This window comes from Trichocoleus sp. FACHB-591, assembly GCF_014695845.1.
Taxonomy (GTDB): Bacteria; Cyanobacteriota; Cyanobacteriia; order FACHB-46; family FACHB-46; genus Trichocoleus.
Genome location: NZ_JACJPA010000083.1, coordinates 85,223 through 98,401, shown reverse-complemented (window position 1 = coordinate 98,401; position 13,179 = coordinate 85,223). Strand labels below are relative to the sequence as shown.

Annotated in this window: 11 protein-coding genes and 1 pseudogene; 6 read left to right on the top strand and 6 right to left on the bottom strand. The window is 48.8% G+C overall.

Annotation, left to right across the window (positions count from 1 at the left end; all coding sequences use genetic code 11):
• Positions 1-65: 65 nt before the first annotated feature.
• Both H6F90_RS15275 and H6F90_RS15270 read right to left on the bottom strand, forming a co-directional pair.
• The gene (locus H6F90_RS15275) at positions 66-845 is read right to left on the bottom strand and encodes a photosystem II S4 domain protein (protein WP_190553269.1); all 780 of its coding nucleotides are present in this window, start codon (positions 843-845) and stop codon (positions 66-68) included.
• Between the two features lie 47 nt (positions 846-892).
• Positions 893-1,753, bottom strand: a complete 861-nt coding sequence (locus H6F90_RS15270; RefSeq protein ID WP_190553268.1) for a DUF1206 domain-containing protein — start codon at positions 1,751-1,753, stop codon at positions 893-895.
• A 194-nt stretch (positions 1,754-1,947) separates the two neighbouring features.
• On the opposite strand from H6F90_RS15270, the gene H6F90_RS15265 reads away from it, so the two are divergent.
• The gene (locus H6F90_RS15265; protein ID WP_190553267.1) at positions 1,948-2,562 is read left to right on the top strand and encodes a DedA family protein; all 615 of its coding nucleotides are present in this window, start codon (positions 1,948-1,950) and stop codon (positions 2,560-2,562) included.
• The gene (locus H6F90_RS15260; RefSeq protein WP_190553266.1) at positions 2,559-3,791 is read left to right on the top strand and encodes a class I SAM-dependent methyltransferase; all 1,233 of its coding nucleotides are present in this window, start codon (positions 2,559-2,561) and stop codon (positions 3,789-3,791) included. Before H6F90_RS15265 ends, H6F90_RS15260 begins: the two co-directional genes overlap by 4 nt.
• Before the next feature lie 48 nt (positions 3,792-3,839).
• On the opposite strand, the gene H6F90_RS15255 is transcribed toward H6F90_RS15260, so the two are convergent.
• A complete protein-coding gene (locus H6F90_RS15255) occupies positions 3,840-4,346 on the bottom strand; it encodes a hypothetical protein (protein ID WP_190553265.1) in 507 nt (168 codons plus the stop codon).
• 321 nt (positions 4,347-4,667) lie between these two features.
• Here H6F90_RS15255 and H6F90_RS15250 point away from each other — a divergent pair, with 321 nt between their 5' ends.
• The 4 genes and pseudogenes from H6F90_RS15250 to H6F90_RS31555 all read left to right on the top strand — a co-directional run.
• The gene (locus H6F90_RS15250; RefSeq protein ID WP_199295942.1) at positions 4,668-5,531 is read left to right on the top strand and encodes a hypothetical protein; all 864 of its coding nucleotides are present in this window, start codon (positions 4,668-4,670) and stop codon (positions 5,529-5,531) included.
• Between the two features lie 159 nt (positions 5,532-5,690).
• Positions 5,691-7,004, top strand: a complete 1,314-nt coding sequence (locus H6F90_RS15245; protein WP_190553264.1) for a hypothetical protein — start codon at positions 5,691-5,693, stop codon at positions 7,002-7,004.
• 260 nt (positions 7,005-7,264) lie between these two features.
• Positions 7,265-7,399 carry a hypothetical protein gene (locus H6F90_RS31145; protein WP_255525006.1) on the top strand — a complete coding sequence of 45 codons (135 nt, stop codon included), beginning with the start codon at positions 7,265-7,267 and terminating at the stop codon, positions 7,397-7,399.
• A gap of 935 nt (positions 7,400-8,334) precedes the next feature.
• Positions 8,335-8,496: pseudogene (locus tag H6F90_RS31555) on the top strand (DapH/DapD/GlmU-related protein); the annotation flags it as partial.
• A 191-nt stretch (positions 8,497-8,687) separates the two neighbouring features.
• Here the strand turns inward: H6F90_RS31555 and H6F90_RS15235 are convergent.
• The 3 genes from H6F90_RS15235 to H6F90_RS15225 all read right to left on the bottom strand — a co-directional run bounded on the left by H6F90_RS15235 (position 8,688) and on the right by H6F90_RS15225 (position 13,116).
• Entirely contained in the window at positions 8,688-9,878 is a 1,191-nt protein-coding gene (locus tag H6F90_RS15235) for a SpoIID/LytB domain-containing protein (protein ID WP_190553262.1), read from the bottom strand.
• Between the two features lie 215 nt (positions 9,879-10,093).
• A complete protein-coding gene (locus tag H6F90_RS15230) occupies positions 10,094-10,756 on the bottom strand; it encodes a protease complex subunit PrcB family protein (RefSeq protein ID WP_190553261.1) in 663 nt (220 codons plus the stop codon).
• Between the two features lie 122 nt (positions 10,757-10,878).
• Positions 10,879-13,116: a S8 family serine peptidase gene (locus H6F90_RS15225; RefSeq protein ID WP_190553260.1), complete on the bottom strand. Its 2,238-nt coding sequence runs from the start codon at positions 13,114-13,116 to the stop codon at positions 10,879-10,881.
• Between the last annotated feature and the right edge of the window lie 63 nt (positions 13,117-13,179).

Genomic DNA, 13,179 nt, shown 5'->3' with positions numbered 1-13,179 from the left:
TAACCCCCAGCCCCTTCCCTAAAAGGAAGGGGAGCCAGCTTGCTGTAAAGCAGCATATACACTATTTACACAAAGCGAGTTAGCTGAACTCGGTAGCGATCTTTTTTGGTGACGGCGACTTCGCCAACTTCTAGGCGACCTTTGCCGCGGATTGCCACCAAGTCCCCAGTTTTGAGTTGATGGCTGGCAGAACTGATCTCCTTCCAGTTCACCCTGACATCTCCGCCGTCGATCAAGTCCACCATTTTGCTGCGAGACATGCCGAAGCCTGCCGAGGCGATCGCATCCAAGCGTAGTGAGGCTTCTACCGTCGTCAGTTCCTTTTTCTTGGGTTCGCGGATTTTCAGTTCGCTGAGTTCGATCCGTCGAGTTTTTACGGGCACCGATCGCACTTGATTAAGCTGGAGTTCTAGAAACTCCACTAGGTCAGGCACTACGATCGCCTGCGCTCCTCGCTCTCCTAACACAATAATGTCACCTACTTTTTCCCGAACAATGCCTGTGCCTAAAAGCGCTCCAAGGAAGTCACGGTGGGTCGCAGGGTCAAACAGAAAGTTACCAGCAATGTCGAGAGCTGCTATTTCTACTTGAGTGTCTTCTAGGGGGAGTTCGGCCCGTGCGATCGCCACTCGTTGCCGTTCTGCTTGCGGGTAGCCGCCCCAGGGTAACAACTGGACTTCAGTCAACCGCCCAAATGATTGCTGCATGTCAGCGAGTTCTGGAGGGGCAAGAAAATCACTACAGACGACTTCCCAGGTTTTGATCGCCTGGTCGGCTTGGTCGATCACTCGTGCGATCGCGTCTCGATTTTCAATACCTTTTAATAGGTCTTCGCGTGGCAGCATGCGTTAGCTGTAATTCTAGAGAGCACTTCTGATTTTAAAGGGAGAACTTACTGGATGACCATCTGGCGGTAGCGGGCCAAGACAAAATTGTAGATACCATAGGCCACCAGTCCTAGGGCTACCAGCCCCAACAACCAAGGACCATAAGGCTGACTCGCCAAAGCTGCCAAAGCTCCTCCCAGACCTCGCACCTCACTGGCATTAGAAGACCGAGCCGCCTGAATCAGGAAAAAACCAATCACGGCAAACACAACGCCTCTGGCAGCTAAGCCGAATCTACCCATGCGAGTGGCCCAGGTTTTTTCATTCTCACTCATTTCGTTCAGCTTCAATTTACGGCGAAACTTGGCGGTGTAGGCTTTATAGAAGTGGTAAAAACCGAAGCCAATAATTGCCGCTCCAATGGTGCCTACCAGCCATTGACCAAAGGGTTGAGCTAAGAGACGAGCCGTCCAATCTTGGGAAGCGCTACTACCACCTCCACTACTACCGGAACCTAGGACTAGCCGAGCCGCTGTCAGGGCTAATCCTGCGTAGACAATAGCCGTCCCGACGTAACCGAGTCGCTGGGCAATTCCCTTAGCATCGGTACCATGATTTTCGGTATCCATCGTTGCTTGGACCAAGCTCCAAAGCACATAACCCAACAAACCGATCGCTACTAATCCCAACAAAAACTGCCCAAAAGGCTGGTCTAGGATGGTTTGCAGCGCTCCTCGCGAATCTGTGGTTTTGCCACCTGAGCCAAAAGCAGCTTGAGCGGCTAGGATACCAACTAAACCATAAACAATCCCTTTAGCGGTATAGCCGAATCGGGCTAGAGGCTCCACCCACGGTTGAGACGCAACCTGTCTGGCAGCTCGCCCTGCTTGATTACTGGCTCGCTCTACTGAATCGCGCCCTCTCATTGATCTGCCCCTCGCTTGCCGCTGTCTAATTGGTTCTAAACTAGCAGCGATCGCGGTGATCCTCTGTCTTCCGGAAGGTGAGATTTCTCAACAAAGTGTACTTAGTCAACTCAATATACTGTTGCCGATTTGACAGCGATCAGTTGCAGCGCGATCGTAGAGAATGGATGGAAGGCTAGCAAGGCACCCCCTCTATGGAATCATTCAACTACCTCGGCATTGTATTGTTGACGTTGATCTCCCCGCTTCCGACTGAAGTCATCATGCCGTTAACAGGGTTTATGGCAGCCCAAGGCAAACTGAATCTAGTGTATGCAGTATTAGCGGGAGTCTTAGGTTCTGTAATTGGGGCGTTGCCTTGGTACTTTGCGGGCAAGTACTTAGGGGAGCCAGGATTGCGGAAGCTGTCCCATCGCTCGGGTGGCTGGATCAAAGTATCGATGGAAGATATTGAGAAGTCTAAATATTGGTTTAAGCAGTACGGGGGCCGAGCTGTAGTACTGAGTCGAGCCGTACCAGGCGTACGGACATTTATCTCTGTGCCAGTGGGTATCAGCGGTATGCCTGTGCTGTTGTTTCTGTTTTATGTAGTTTTGGGCGCAACGATTTGGGATGCCTTGCTAGCGGGTTCAGGATATGTCTTAGGCGATCGCTACTATTTAGTTAAACAATATTTGGGGCCTGCTTCTAATGTGGTGGTCGCGATTTTGTTGATTGCAGTGGTAGTTCTGCTGTTTAGGCGTAAAATCCGGCGTGCTAATAAATCTAAATCAAGCTTAAGACCAAAAAAATTAGAATCGAAACTATGACAGCTCAGCAACTCAGCCCCAACGGTAGCAACTCTGCTCTTTGCCAGCTCATTGCTCAACAGATAACCAACAGTCCCAATCAGCGAATTACCTTTGCTGACTATATGGAGTTGGCGCTCTACCATCCCCAGCAAGGTTACTATTCCACCAAAGCGGTCACCATTGGGGCTCAAGGTGATTTCTTCACTTCTCCTCATTTAGGGGCTGATTTTGGTGAATTGCTAGCGGAGCAGTTTGTGGATATGTGGCGATCGCTGGGGCAACCCTCTCCTTTTACGTTGGTAGAGATGGGAGCAGGTCAGGGACTCTTAGCCACAGATATTTTGCAGTACCTCCAGCAACAACATCCTGATTTCTTGCAAGCGATCGAATATGTAGTGGTGGAAAAATCTCCTACGCTGCGCTTACAACAACAGCAGCGTCTGCGATCGCAATCTCACCTTACTGCCTCTCTCTCGGTGCGTTGGTGCACCTGGGAAGAGATCCCTCCTGATTCTATTGTGGGTTGCTGTTTTTCCAATGAATTAGTCGATGCATTCCCGGTACATCAAGTGGTACTCACTGAGGGAGAACTACAAGAAGTTTATGTCACCCTCACTTCTAGCCCATCTGCTCCCGACACAATGCAGTTTGCTGAAGTGCTAGGAGAACTCTCAACCCCTCAACTGAGAGAATATTTTGATTGGTTAAATATCCCGCTGCTATCAGGTAATTATCCGGAAGGATATAGAACTGAAGTCAATCTAGCCGCTTTGAGCTGGTTACAAACAGTTGCCGATCGCTTACAGCAAGGCTATCTTCTGACCATTGATTATGGCTATCCAGCGACTCGCTACTATAATCCAGCGCGATCGGAAGGCACTTTGCAGTGCTACTACCAACATAGTTATCACAACAACCCGTATTTCTATGTAGGTTACCAAGATATTACGGCGCATGTGGACTTTACAGCTTTAGAACGCCAAGGCGATCGCTGTGGGTTGCAACAGGTCGGTCTGATTCAGCAAGGCTTATTCTTAATGACGCTGGGCTTAGGTGATCGCATTGCCGCGCTCTCCCACACTGATCTCAGTCAACCTGGGGAGTCTTTGCAAGCTCTGCTCGCTCGGCGGGAAGCATTGCATGCTTTGGCTAGCCCAATGGGATTAGGTAACTTTAACGTCCTGATTCAAAGTAAGGGGCTAGGGACCTCTGAGCAACAAAAAATCTTAAGGGGTTTGAGTTTGTAAACGAGTATAAAAGTCCCGCAAATGACACCCTGGTATTAGGAACGAGCTTTAGCTGTTGGGTTCTGCTTCCCACTCTACAGAAGTCACTGTTACGGTGCCCGGTTGAGAAAGCGTGCCCTCAAAATTGCCTGTTTGTCCAGGCTGGAGAGTTTCCGGGGTCACATAAGTGAAGCTAGCTGCCGCATCAGTAGTGGGAGCAGCGACTGCATAGTTCACAATCGCGAATCTAACTGGTTTCCCCGTATCATTACGGACTTGGCCCACCACGCGATCGCCGCTGCGCTCAAAACCAAGTACTACTACTTGAGGATTGCTGGGGATAGTAGGAGCCGATCGCTGACACAAATGGCTCAGATCTACTAAACCTTGATTGGTTGTCTGCATGTAGCACAGGGGCGTTCCTGCATCTGCAATCATGCTATTTTGACTAGCTGCATTATTTTGATTAGTTGCTAAGAAGGTTAGCTGTGAACTGGGTCCGGGCAAGGCTGCTGGCGTTTCCAACGGCATCAGTGTCAGTCCAGCCGCGATCGCTAGGTATGAGAATTTCTGCATACAAGTCTTAAGCCAACATTCTCCTTTCTACTTTTCAGGTTTATCAGGCGTCAACCGGGCGATTTTCTAACCGAAGTCAAAAAACATACCAAAAATTCTCTGAATAAATTAAAGATTGTGTAAAAGATTTTGAAGATTCGGTAAATTTTCTAGGCCACCTTCTTCCAACGCTGGGTTAGATTGCACAGGGTCAACGGTTCATTGGTGCATCCTGCCTCGTTTCTACATGGTTCAAGTTTCATCAGTTGGTTGTGCACAACCAAACCAGGTGTAGAAGCGGTGAAACATAACTTCTGACAAAGTTTTTGCTGGAGAATTCCTATGAATCAGCGTTTTCTGTCTGCGTTGCTTGGGCAACGACAACTCAACTTGTCTTCAAAGCAGCCTCATCAGTTACGCAGCGATCTCAACGCTTCGGCACCATCACAGCAAACCCGTCAACTTTCAACCAAGCTTACTGCTTTGGGTCTCACAACACTCCTCGGTGCAAGTAGCAGTATCGGTTTGGCAGGCGTGACTGCCCAAACTGCACAAGCAGCTCCTGTGGCATCAGTGGGTAGAGCTGTGGCTTTCACCTGTACCGACAGCCAAGCGACAATTAAGGCGAAGGGTGGCCCTTCTGTCACCTTCGGTACCACTAGTATTTACATCGGCTATCAACAAGTTTCATCGATCAACAAAAATCCTCGTCTAGTTCGCTTTGACAACGGACAGCGCACTTGGTGTAAAACAGATTACGAAGTCACCAATGACGATGGCACCGGATATGGCTTGATTTGGGATGGCGGGAGTGTGTTGTATGGCGTCTTCAGCTCTACTGGCACTCAAGGTTATTCCAGTCAAGACTTCCGTCGTTTTGCAACAAGTGGTTGGTTAACGAGTTATGGCAAAGGTGGAAGCCGTAAAGTTGCTGTGCTTGCTCGGATTAACCCCTCCACCGGGACCGTTGCCAATGCCACTTTTCTCTCCGGTATGCTCACTAGCGGCGACAGCAACTCCTTAACGGTCACGGGCTTGGCTTGGACGGGTAGCAGTTTGGTGGTCAAAGCCAATTCTTGGTTTGCTCCTCGCCGTAGCGATCGCTCCCGGATGAACTGCCCAGGCTCATCTCCTTTTGTCCAAACCATCACCTTTGCTGCTAATTTAAGCTCGGCCCTCCAATCTACTGCTGTTGGCTGTCAGTAGATTTTATCTACACAAGTGACTTGCTAAGAGCATACGTTGAGACCTAACCTTCAACCCCTTCCCTGTAGGGAAGGGGAGCCAAAGCCTAGCCAGAATCGCTATTCCTGATGCCTATACTGGAAGTAATCACGATTATGGTTTCGCAAGGGAAGGAAGCGGATGGTGCCAAATCCCACGATTATGCAAGCGGTAGAACGACTAGATTACCGCGTTACGGTTGGGGATATCGCGGCTCAGGCAGGGCTAGATATTAATCTGGCTCAGCAGGGGCTTTTAGCCTTGGCATCAGATGCGGGCGGGCACTTGCAAGTCGCCGAGTCTGGTGAAGTCGTTTATCTCTTTCCCAAAAACTTTCGCAATATCCTGCGGAACAAATTCCTCCGCTTGCGCCTGAAGGAATGGTGGGCCAGGGTTTGGCGAGTTCTGTTTTATCTGATTCGCATCTCCTTTGGCATTGTTTTGCTAGCGTCGATTGTTTTAATTGTGGTGGCGATCGCTCTCATCGTCATGGCAATGAATTCTAGCCGAGACAATGACAATGACTCCGGGGGCGGGGGTGGCATCTTTCTCCCCAATTTTTGGTTTACTCCCGATTTCTTCTGGATCTTTTACCCCAATTATTACGACGATCGCCCCTATGAACGCCGCCGTCGCCGTTCTCGCAATGCCGAAGGGAATCAGCTCAACTTTTTAGAAGCGATCTTTTCCTTCTTATTTGGGGATGGTAATCCCAATGCTGACCTAGAAGAGCGACGCTGGCAGACTATCGGCACTGTGATTCGCAATCATCGAGGTGCAGTGGTTGCTGAGCAAATTGCTCCTTATTTAGATAATGTCGGCCAAGGCTATGGTTACGAGTACGAAGACTTTATGATTCCCGTACTCTCTCGTTTCAATGGGCGGCCCGAAGTGAGTCCGGAAGGCGGGATTGTCTATCATTTTCCTGAATTGCAAACCACCGCTGCTCAAAATCGTCCGCGATCGGTGCCTGCTTATTTAGAAGAAATTCCTTGGCGCTTTAGTGCTGCTGGTGCAGGGCAAATTATTCTGGCGATCGGTCTGGGTGGACTGAACTTGATTGGTGCTTTGGTTCTGGGTAGCTTGCTAGCTGATGGAGCAGCAGCCGCAGAGTTGGGTAGCTTGGTTGCCTTTGTCCAGTCGATCTACTGGTTATTACTCGGGTATGGCACGGCGTTCTTAACTGTGCCGCTCGTCCGTTATTTCTGGGTTCAATGGCGCAACAGCCAGCTGGCGATTCGTAATCAAAATCGTCGGCAACGTGCCCTGCGGCTGAACCAAGCTGAACCAGAACTACAGCAGAAGCTGGCTTACGCCGAGCAATTTGCTGCTGAAATGGTGGTAAGTGAGAAGGATTTAGCTTACACCACTGAGACTGACTTGATAGAACAAGAGGTTGAGCGATCGGACCAAATTGACGCAGAATGGCAGCGTCGCCTGAATGAATCTTCCTAGCTGTCGCATCAGCAATCTCCTCAATATTGCCGCTTTCCCATCAAGAGTGGAAAGCGGCTCAGTTTATTTACGCAAACTTTATGAAATTCAGTTTTATAGAGGCTTTGTCTCTCAGCTGATTCACGCAAACTTGATAAAGCTTGATTTTGTATTAATGACTTAGTTAGGATGAGCTTTAAGATCCAATCTAAGTCAGATTTGCGACTAGCTGATCTCCTCAGATTCAGGCATCCTCTGCTTGACTTTCACCTCAGTTCGCTATGTTTCTTTTCATGGCCGTAGCTGTAGATTATTGGTTACAACAGAGCCGCTATAGCAATCGAGGCAGCATTTATTTGTTTGCCCCCATGGCTGACTTCAATGTGATGGCTGAAGTTGGCGACACTCCGCCTTAGACAGGCTCAGTGATTAAAGTTTTATTCATGAGTTGGTGAATAACTCATCTGATTTTTAGGGAGAGCAAAGTTCTGATTAGCTCTCTAGCTTCAGCCTTATTTTTATAGTTAGCGATCGCCCTTGGTATTTGCGATCGCTGAAAATCCCCCTAGGCCGAGAGTCAGAACTTAGCTTTTGCTCAGTCACCTAAAGTCGCATCAATTTTGAGCCTCAACCTTGCCTTGGAGGCTGGCAATTCACCTCACGAGTTGTCGTGAATCATTGTTTGCATATTTATCTGAAATGAGACTTAGCTATGAACGCCGAAGAGCATCTACCTGTTTTAACTCGATGGTTACGCCATAAAGAATCTCTTGTGATAGCTCCTTTAGAGGGAATACCCTTTGCCTTAGGAATTAAACTCCGCGAATGGCTCTACCGTAATGTTTTGGGCCGCTTAGGGAATGCGGTGCAAATTCAAAAAGACGTTGGATTTAAGGGTACTGCTGGCATTGAAATCGGTGATCGAGTTAACGTCGATCGCGGAGCTACTTTCAACAATTCGGGCAAAGATAACAAGATTTGTATTGAAGAACAAGTAAAAATCAGACGAAATGTTGAATTGGATAGTTCAGGTCAAAATAATACAATTTTAGTTCGTTGCCGAGCCCGCTTAGGCCGAGGAACTCGCTTAAGTAGTGCTGGTCAAAATAGCCAACTGATTATCGCTGAGCATGCCTGTCTCGATCGCGGTGTTGATATTAAATCTCATGACCACGGCTATGTAGAGATTGGTCAAGAAACCTATATTGGCCCCTACACCTGTATCGCTGGGCCTGGTCACGTCATCATTGGCAAAGACTGCCTCATCGCTTCGCATTCTGGTATTTATGCCAGCAATCATGACTTTGGCAATCCATCACAAAAAATTCGTGATCAAGGCGTGACTGCCAAAGGAATTGTTATAGAAGATGATTGCTGGTTAGGCAGCGGCGTCCGAGTGCTGGATGGAGTGACCATTCATCGCGGTAGCGTAGTTGGGGCAGGTGCAGTAGTCACCAAAGATATTCCTCCTTACTCAGTGGCTGTTGGAGTACCCGCCAAGGCGATCGCCCAGCGTCATCAAATCGACAACTCTCGGTTAAACGAGCTAGTCAGCTATGCAACTTTAGCTTTGGCTCAAGACTTGCAAGATAGACCTTAAAAAAGCTAGAAGTTGGCTTGGTGCTGGCTTCTAGCTCCTAAATCTTAATTTCTGGCTAACTCCTGTGTTCCCGCTAAAGGACGTTCTAGCTCAGGAAAACAGCTCTATTGCACTTGAATTCTGGCGAGGGCGGTGCCTTTGTAATAATGCAAGACAATTTGTTGATAGTTATAACCACGCTGAGCTAGGTTATGGGCTCCCCATTGGCTCATGCCTAAGCCGTGACCAAAGCCACGACCTGAGATTTGGAATCCTGGCAGCGAACTGCTGCTCTTGGTGCCAGCGGAACCAGAAACGGCAGTAGCAGTAAACAGCGTGCTTCTAAGACCCAAAGCATCTCGGAGGGCACTACCGCTGATAGTGCGGCTTCCAGCATCACCGACCACTTTCATGGTGACAATGCGACCTTGAGGCGTTGTCCGGGCGGGTTGCATGGAGATTACATTCCCCACTCCAGAGATGCGGTTGCTCAGTTCGGAGTTGGAAAAAGTCTTAGTCCATTGATAAACGGGTGCGCCTTGGTCATAGTCTTGCACGCCACGCAGGTAAGGCAGCGGTTGCTTCCAGACATCTTCCACGTTTTCTGTGTGTCCACCAGAGGAAGAATGGAACACCGCTTCAATGATGCGACCACTATGAGTCAGAACTTGACCAGCGGTGGCGTTGACTGCGGCTTGGGTAGTGGAGGTTTCTTTGGCGACCCCTTCATAAACTTGCCATGCTTGTGTATCGCCGACATCGTAAACACTGTTAGCAGAACTTTGCCGCTGATAGAGGGCATAAGAACGAGCCGCGATCGCTTGAGCTTTCAGAGCTTCTTGGGGCCAACTCGGAATCATCTCAGCCGCAACGACACTGTAGAGATATTGCTCTAGATCCACATAGTTGACAGCAGTGAGACCCTTAGCCGTGGGAACCAAGAACGCCCGTCCGCGATACCAGCGATCGCCAATCCAGACATAGCCACCTCCTGTGGGCTCCACCCAAATCTGACCTGCCTGCCACTGTCCTTGGAGGGACACACCACCCGCACTCAAGGCAGCACTCAAAGATTGCTCTGGAGCGAGTTCTCCTAAGATTCGTCCGTTACCATCTTTGATCAAGGCTTTTGTAGAGCTAGCCACTCCAACCTGCTGCTTGCCTTCTTCAACCGCAACTCGTAAGTCTAGAGCCGCCTGTGCAGGCGCAATCATGGCTAGCCAAATCAGGGCAGATACCCACCAGTGACGCCCTCCCAATCGAACCAAATGCCGTAGTCCTTGAATCAGGAAGGCAGGGGTATGTCCAGATGTCATTCCGTAAATCTCCTCACTCCAAACAGTGCGGCTAGATGAGTTGTAACTAGAATAATGATCAGCTTGAGTAATTCGATGCAAACCCTAGTTAATATAAGCTAATTTCTTCAAACTTGGGATAGAGAAAGTGAATAAAAAACAAGTCAAATTCATTACCACTGTTTGTGAGACTCCATCTTGAGAGTGAATGTTTCTCGAACTTTCCAAGAAAGCTGCTAACTATTACAAGACTCTGAGATAGTCTTTCCCTGCATACGAATAGGGGCATCGGAAGTGGCTGTCAAAATAAAAACTGTTGGGGTTGTTGTCTGTTGAGTCACAAAACAGTCTGCACCTGGAACCTTCTCTGTATAATGAATCACCCATTCCTTACGCTGAGGCATTACCACCTTTTCTATTCGGTCAATTTGTATACTAAAACCTCCTGTTGAGTGAGAACCTGAGGTTAGCCCAATCACCTGATGCCGCGAAAAATCCACGCTGGGAGCCGTTGGTTTTTGTAAATTTAAATCGAGCGAAGAACTGCGGTTCCAAAACTTAAACCAATCCTGCTGATTTTGAAATACTAAAACTTGGGGTTGAGTCGTCATACTTTGAGACAAAGGATTGGACCCAACCCGCAATACCTGAAAGGGAATGGATGTCTTCATGGTGGTCAGTTTGGCTGAGGTGTCAATTGTTGAACTAGTCGGCACTGAGATAATTGGTGTTGAAATAATTGGGGTTGACTTGGTTGGACTCGTTGGAGCAGTTGGATAAAGAGCTGTAGCCAGCGAATTGCAACCGACCAAGGCGATCGCTAGCCCACTGATTAATAGTGGTAACCAAAACTGGCCCGGAGGGAATCTCAACCACTGGGAAAACCAGATTTGCTGCATGGTGAAGACCTCACACTTGCTAAGGGCTGGCTAGAGAGCGATTTTAATAGATCCCTTCTTTTCCTTTCCAACTAAAGACAGGAAGTCTAACAAAGATAGGAAGGGATCTGAATCAGCAAGGCTTAGGCTAATGCGATCGCTCGCCGCACCGCTGCGTCTGCATTAACAAACCCATCGCCGTATTCTTCGTCATAACCAGGATCTCCTAGATCATAGGCAGTGGTTGACAGAATTTCCCGGACTTGAGTTGCTGTGAGCTCAGAGTTGATGCTCCAAACCAAGGACGCCACTCCAGCCACATTGGGGGTGGCAGCAGATGTACCGTTAAATTGAGTTTCGTAGCCGAAGTTTGTGCCTGAGCCGGCTGGAGTTGCACCAGTGGCAACGACTTCAGACGGTCCCATCAACGTTAAACCTTCACCATAATTAGATCCCCAAAAGTCAGGATAAGAAATCCGAGTGCCTGGGGTTTGAGAATTGCCATACATGTCTTCTGCGCCCCAAGAAGCTCCAACAGCGATGACGTTGTTGTAACGCGCCGCGAGTTGAGCGGGATAGAGAAGACTGTTCTGATCACCATTACCCGAAGCGATGACAAACAGTACATCCTCTTGGTGATTCGCGACCAGTGCTTCAAAGTCAGGCTCAAGGCCACCACCTCCCAGACTCATGTTAATGACTAAACGTTGGCCTTGGCGCGCAGCTTCAGCAATCATGGCTGCGGTCGCTTCAGCTAAGCTGTAGTCACCCGTTTCTCCTCCCAGCACATCAATGTTGATGACGCTGGAATTCCAGTTGATACCGCTCATACCTATACCGTTATTGACATTGGCAGCAATAATGCTCTGAACCGCTGTGCCATGTGATAGATCTGTTGAATCATCGTTGTAGTTGTCTGAAAAAATGGTTGTGGTCCTGAGGTCTGGATGTAAGAATCCGTCAGCATCCACGCCTAAACCTGAATCCTGAACGCCCACTAGCACTTCCTCTGAGCCAGTGGTAAAACGCCAAGCATTGTGCACACCCATCATATGGAGGTTCCACTGTTCGTTAAAGAGTGGATCGTTAGGGGTCACGGATAAATCGAAAGTTGTGTCAGCGAAAGCAATGCTGTCGATACTTTCAAATAAAATTTCGCGACCATCTCCTAAAGTCAAAGCATCAAAGAGGCGATCGCCATTGCCAGGATCGTAAAGTAAGCCCCCACCCGTAGTTGTTGCTAGATTGAAGGTGACATCCGTTGACAGCAAATGGGAAAGATCCAGCAGGTCATATTCGCCAGTGCCAAACTCCAGATTGCCATTGCCAGAGAAAACCATGCGACTCGCACCTGGTATCAGTGTGAAGGTATCTGCTTCTAGAGAGCCCCAAACGGTTTGCACGAGTTGGGAGGCAGTCAAACTAAAGTTGTAGTTGGTGTCGCCAATATATTGATCGATCAGTACTGAGTAAGTACCAGCAGCTAAACTACCAAAATTAATTGTTTCTGGCTGACTGTCTGAAGCTAAGGAGGAAGCCAAAACTTCAGCGTCGTCCATCAGGCCATTGTCGTTAAGATCCTGGAATAGGAAGAGATCGGCATCGTTCTCTAACTCACTCAAACTTAAGTTGAGGTTGCTGGTATCCTCCAAGGAGAAGCGATAGAAGTCTTGAGGATCGGAGTTGCCGACAAAGTCTCTATAGCTGCTCGTGCCGACTAAAAGCCCTAAATCCCTGGCTTCAAATAGCGTGTTGCCTGCTGCATCAGCGGTGAGGTTTAAGCTATAGCTCGTGCCGCCAATGTACTGCTCCACAATCACTGCATAGTCTCCAGCTTCTAGCCCTGTGAGAGCGATCGCTTCTGAAGTGGTGTCACCCTCAATGGACGACGCAATAATCTCATCAGTTTCGATCGCGCCATTTTGATTAGTATCTTGCGCTAGGTACAGATCCGCGTCAGTCGCTAAGTTAGTAAGGCTGAGATCAAGGTCGCTGGTCGTGTCTAGCTGGAAGTAGTAGATATCCTGAGGATTGTAGCTATCTACGAAACCACTAAAGTTGGAGCTACCACTTAAGGTGTCTAGCTCATAGGTGCTTAGCGGGGTGATTGGGTTGGATGTTGCTGGTGTTTCTGGAAAGGGCAGCGCTTCTAAACGAGCGCTAAACACCTCACTGCGAAATCTGCTCGCATCAGCAAGAATGGGCTGTAGGGATGACCAATTCTCCAGTGCAAAACTGAGGGCATCGGGCCCAGCCTGACGGTGGCCTAAAGGCGATGCCCCTAAATTCGGATCTGTTTCTCCCGCTAAGATGGCAGCTGAGTTGGAAGGAAGGGCAAAATGAGACAGGACTTGGGAGTCTAGTGGTAGAGGCTCTAGCATGGGGGCTACTTGTGAGAGAGTTGAATCTGGCCTTGGATCTGTACGGATTGATACAGTCCCTTA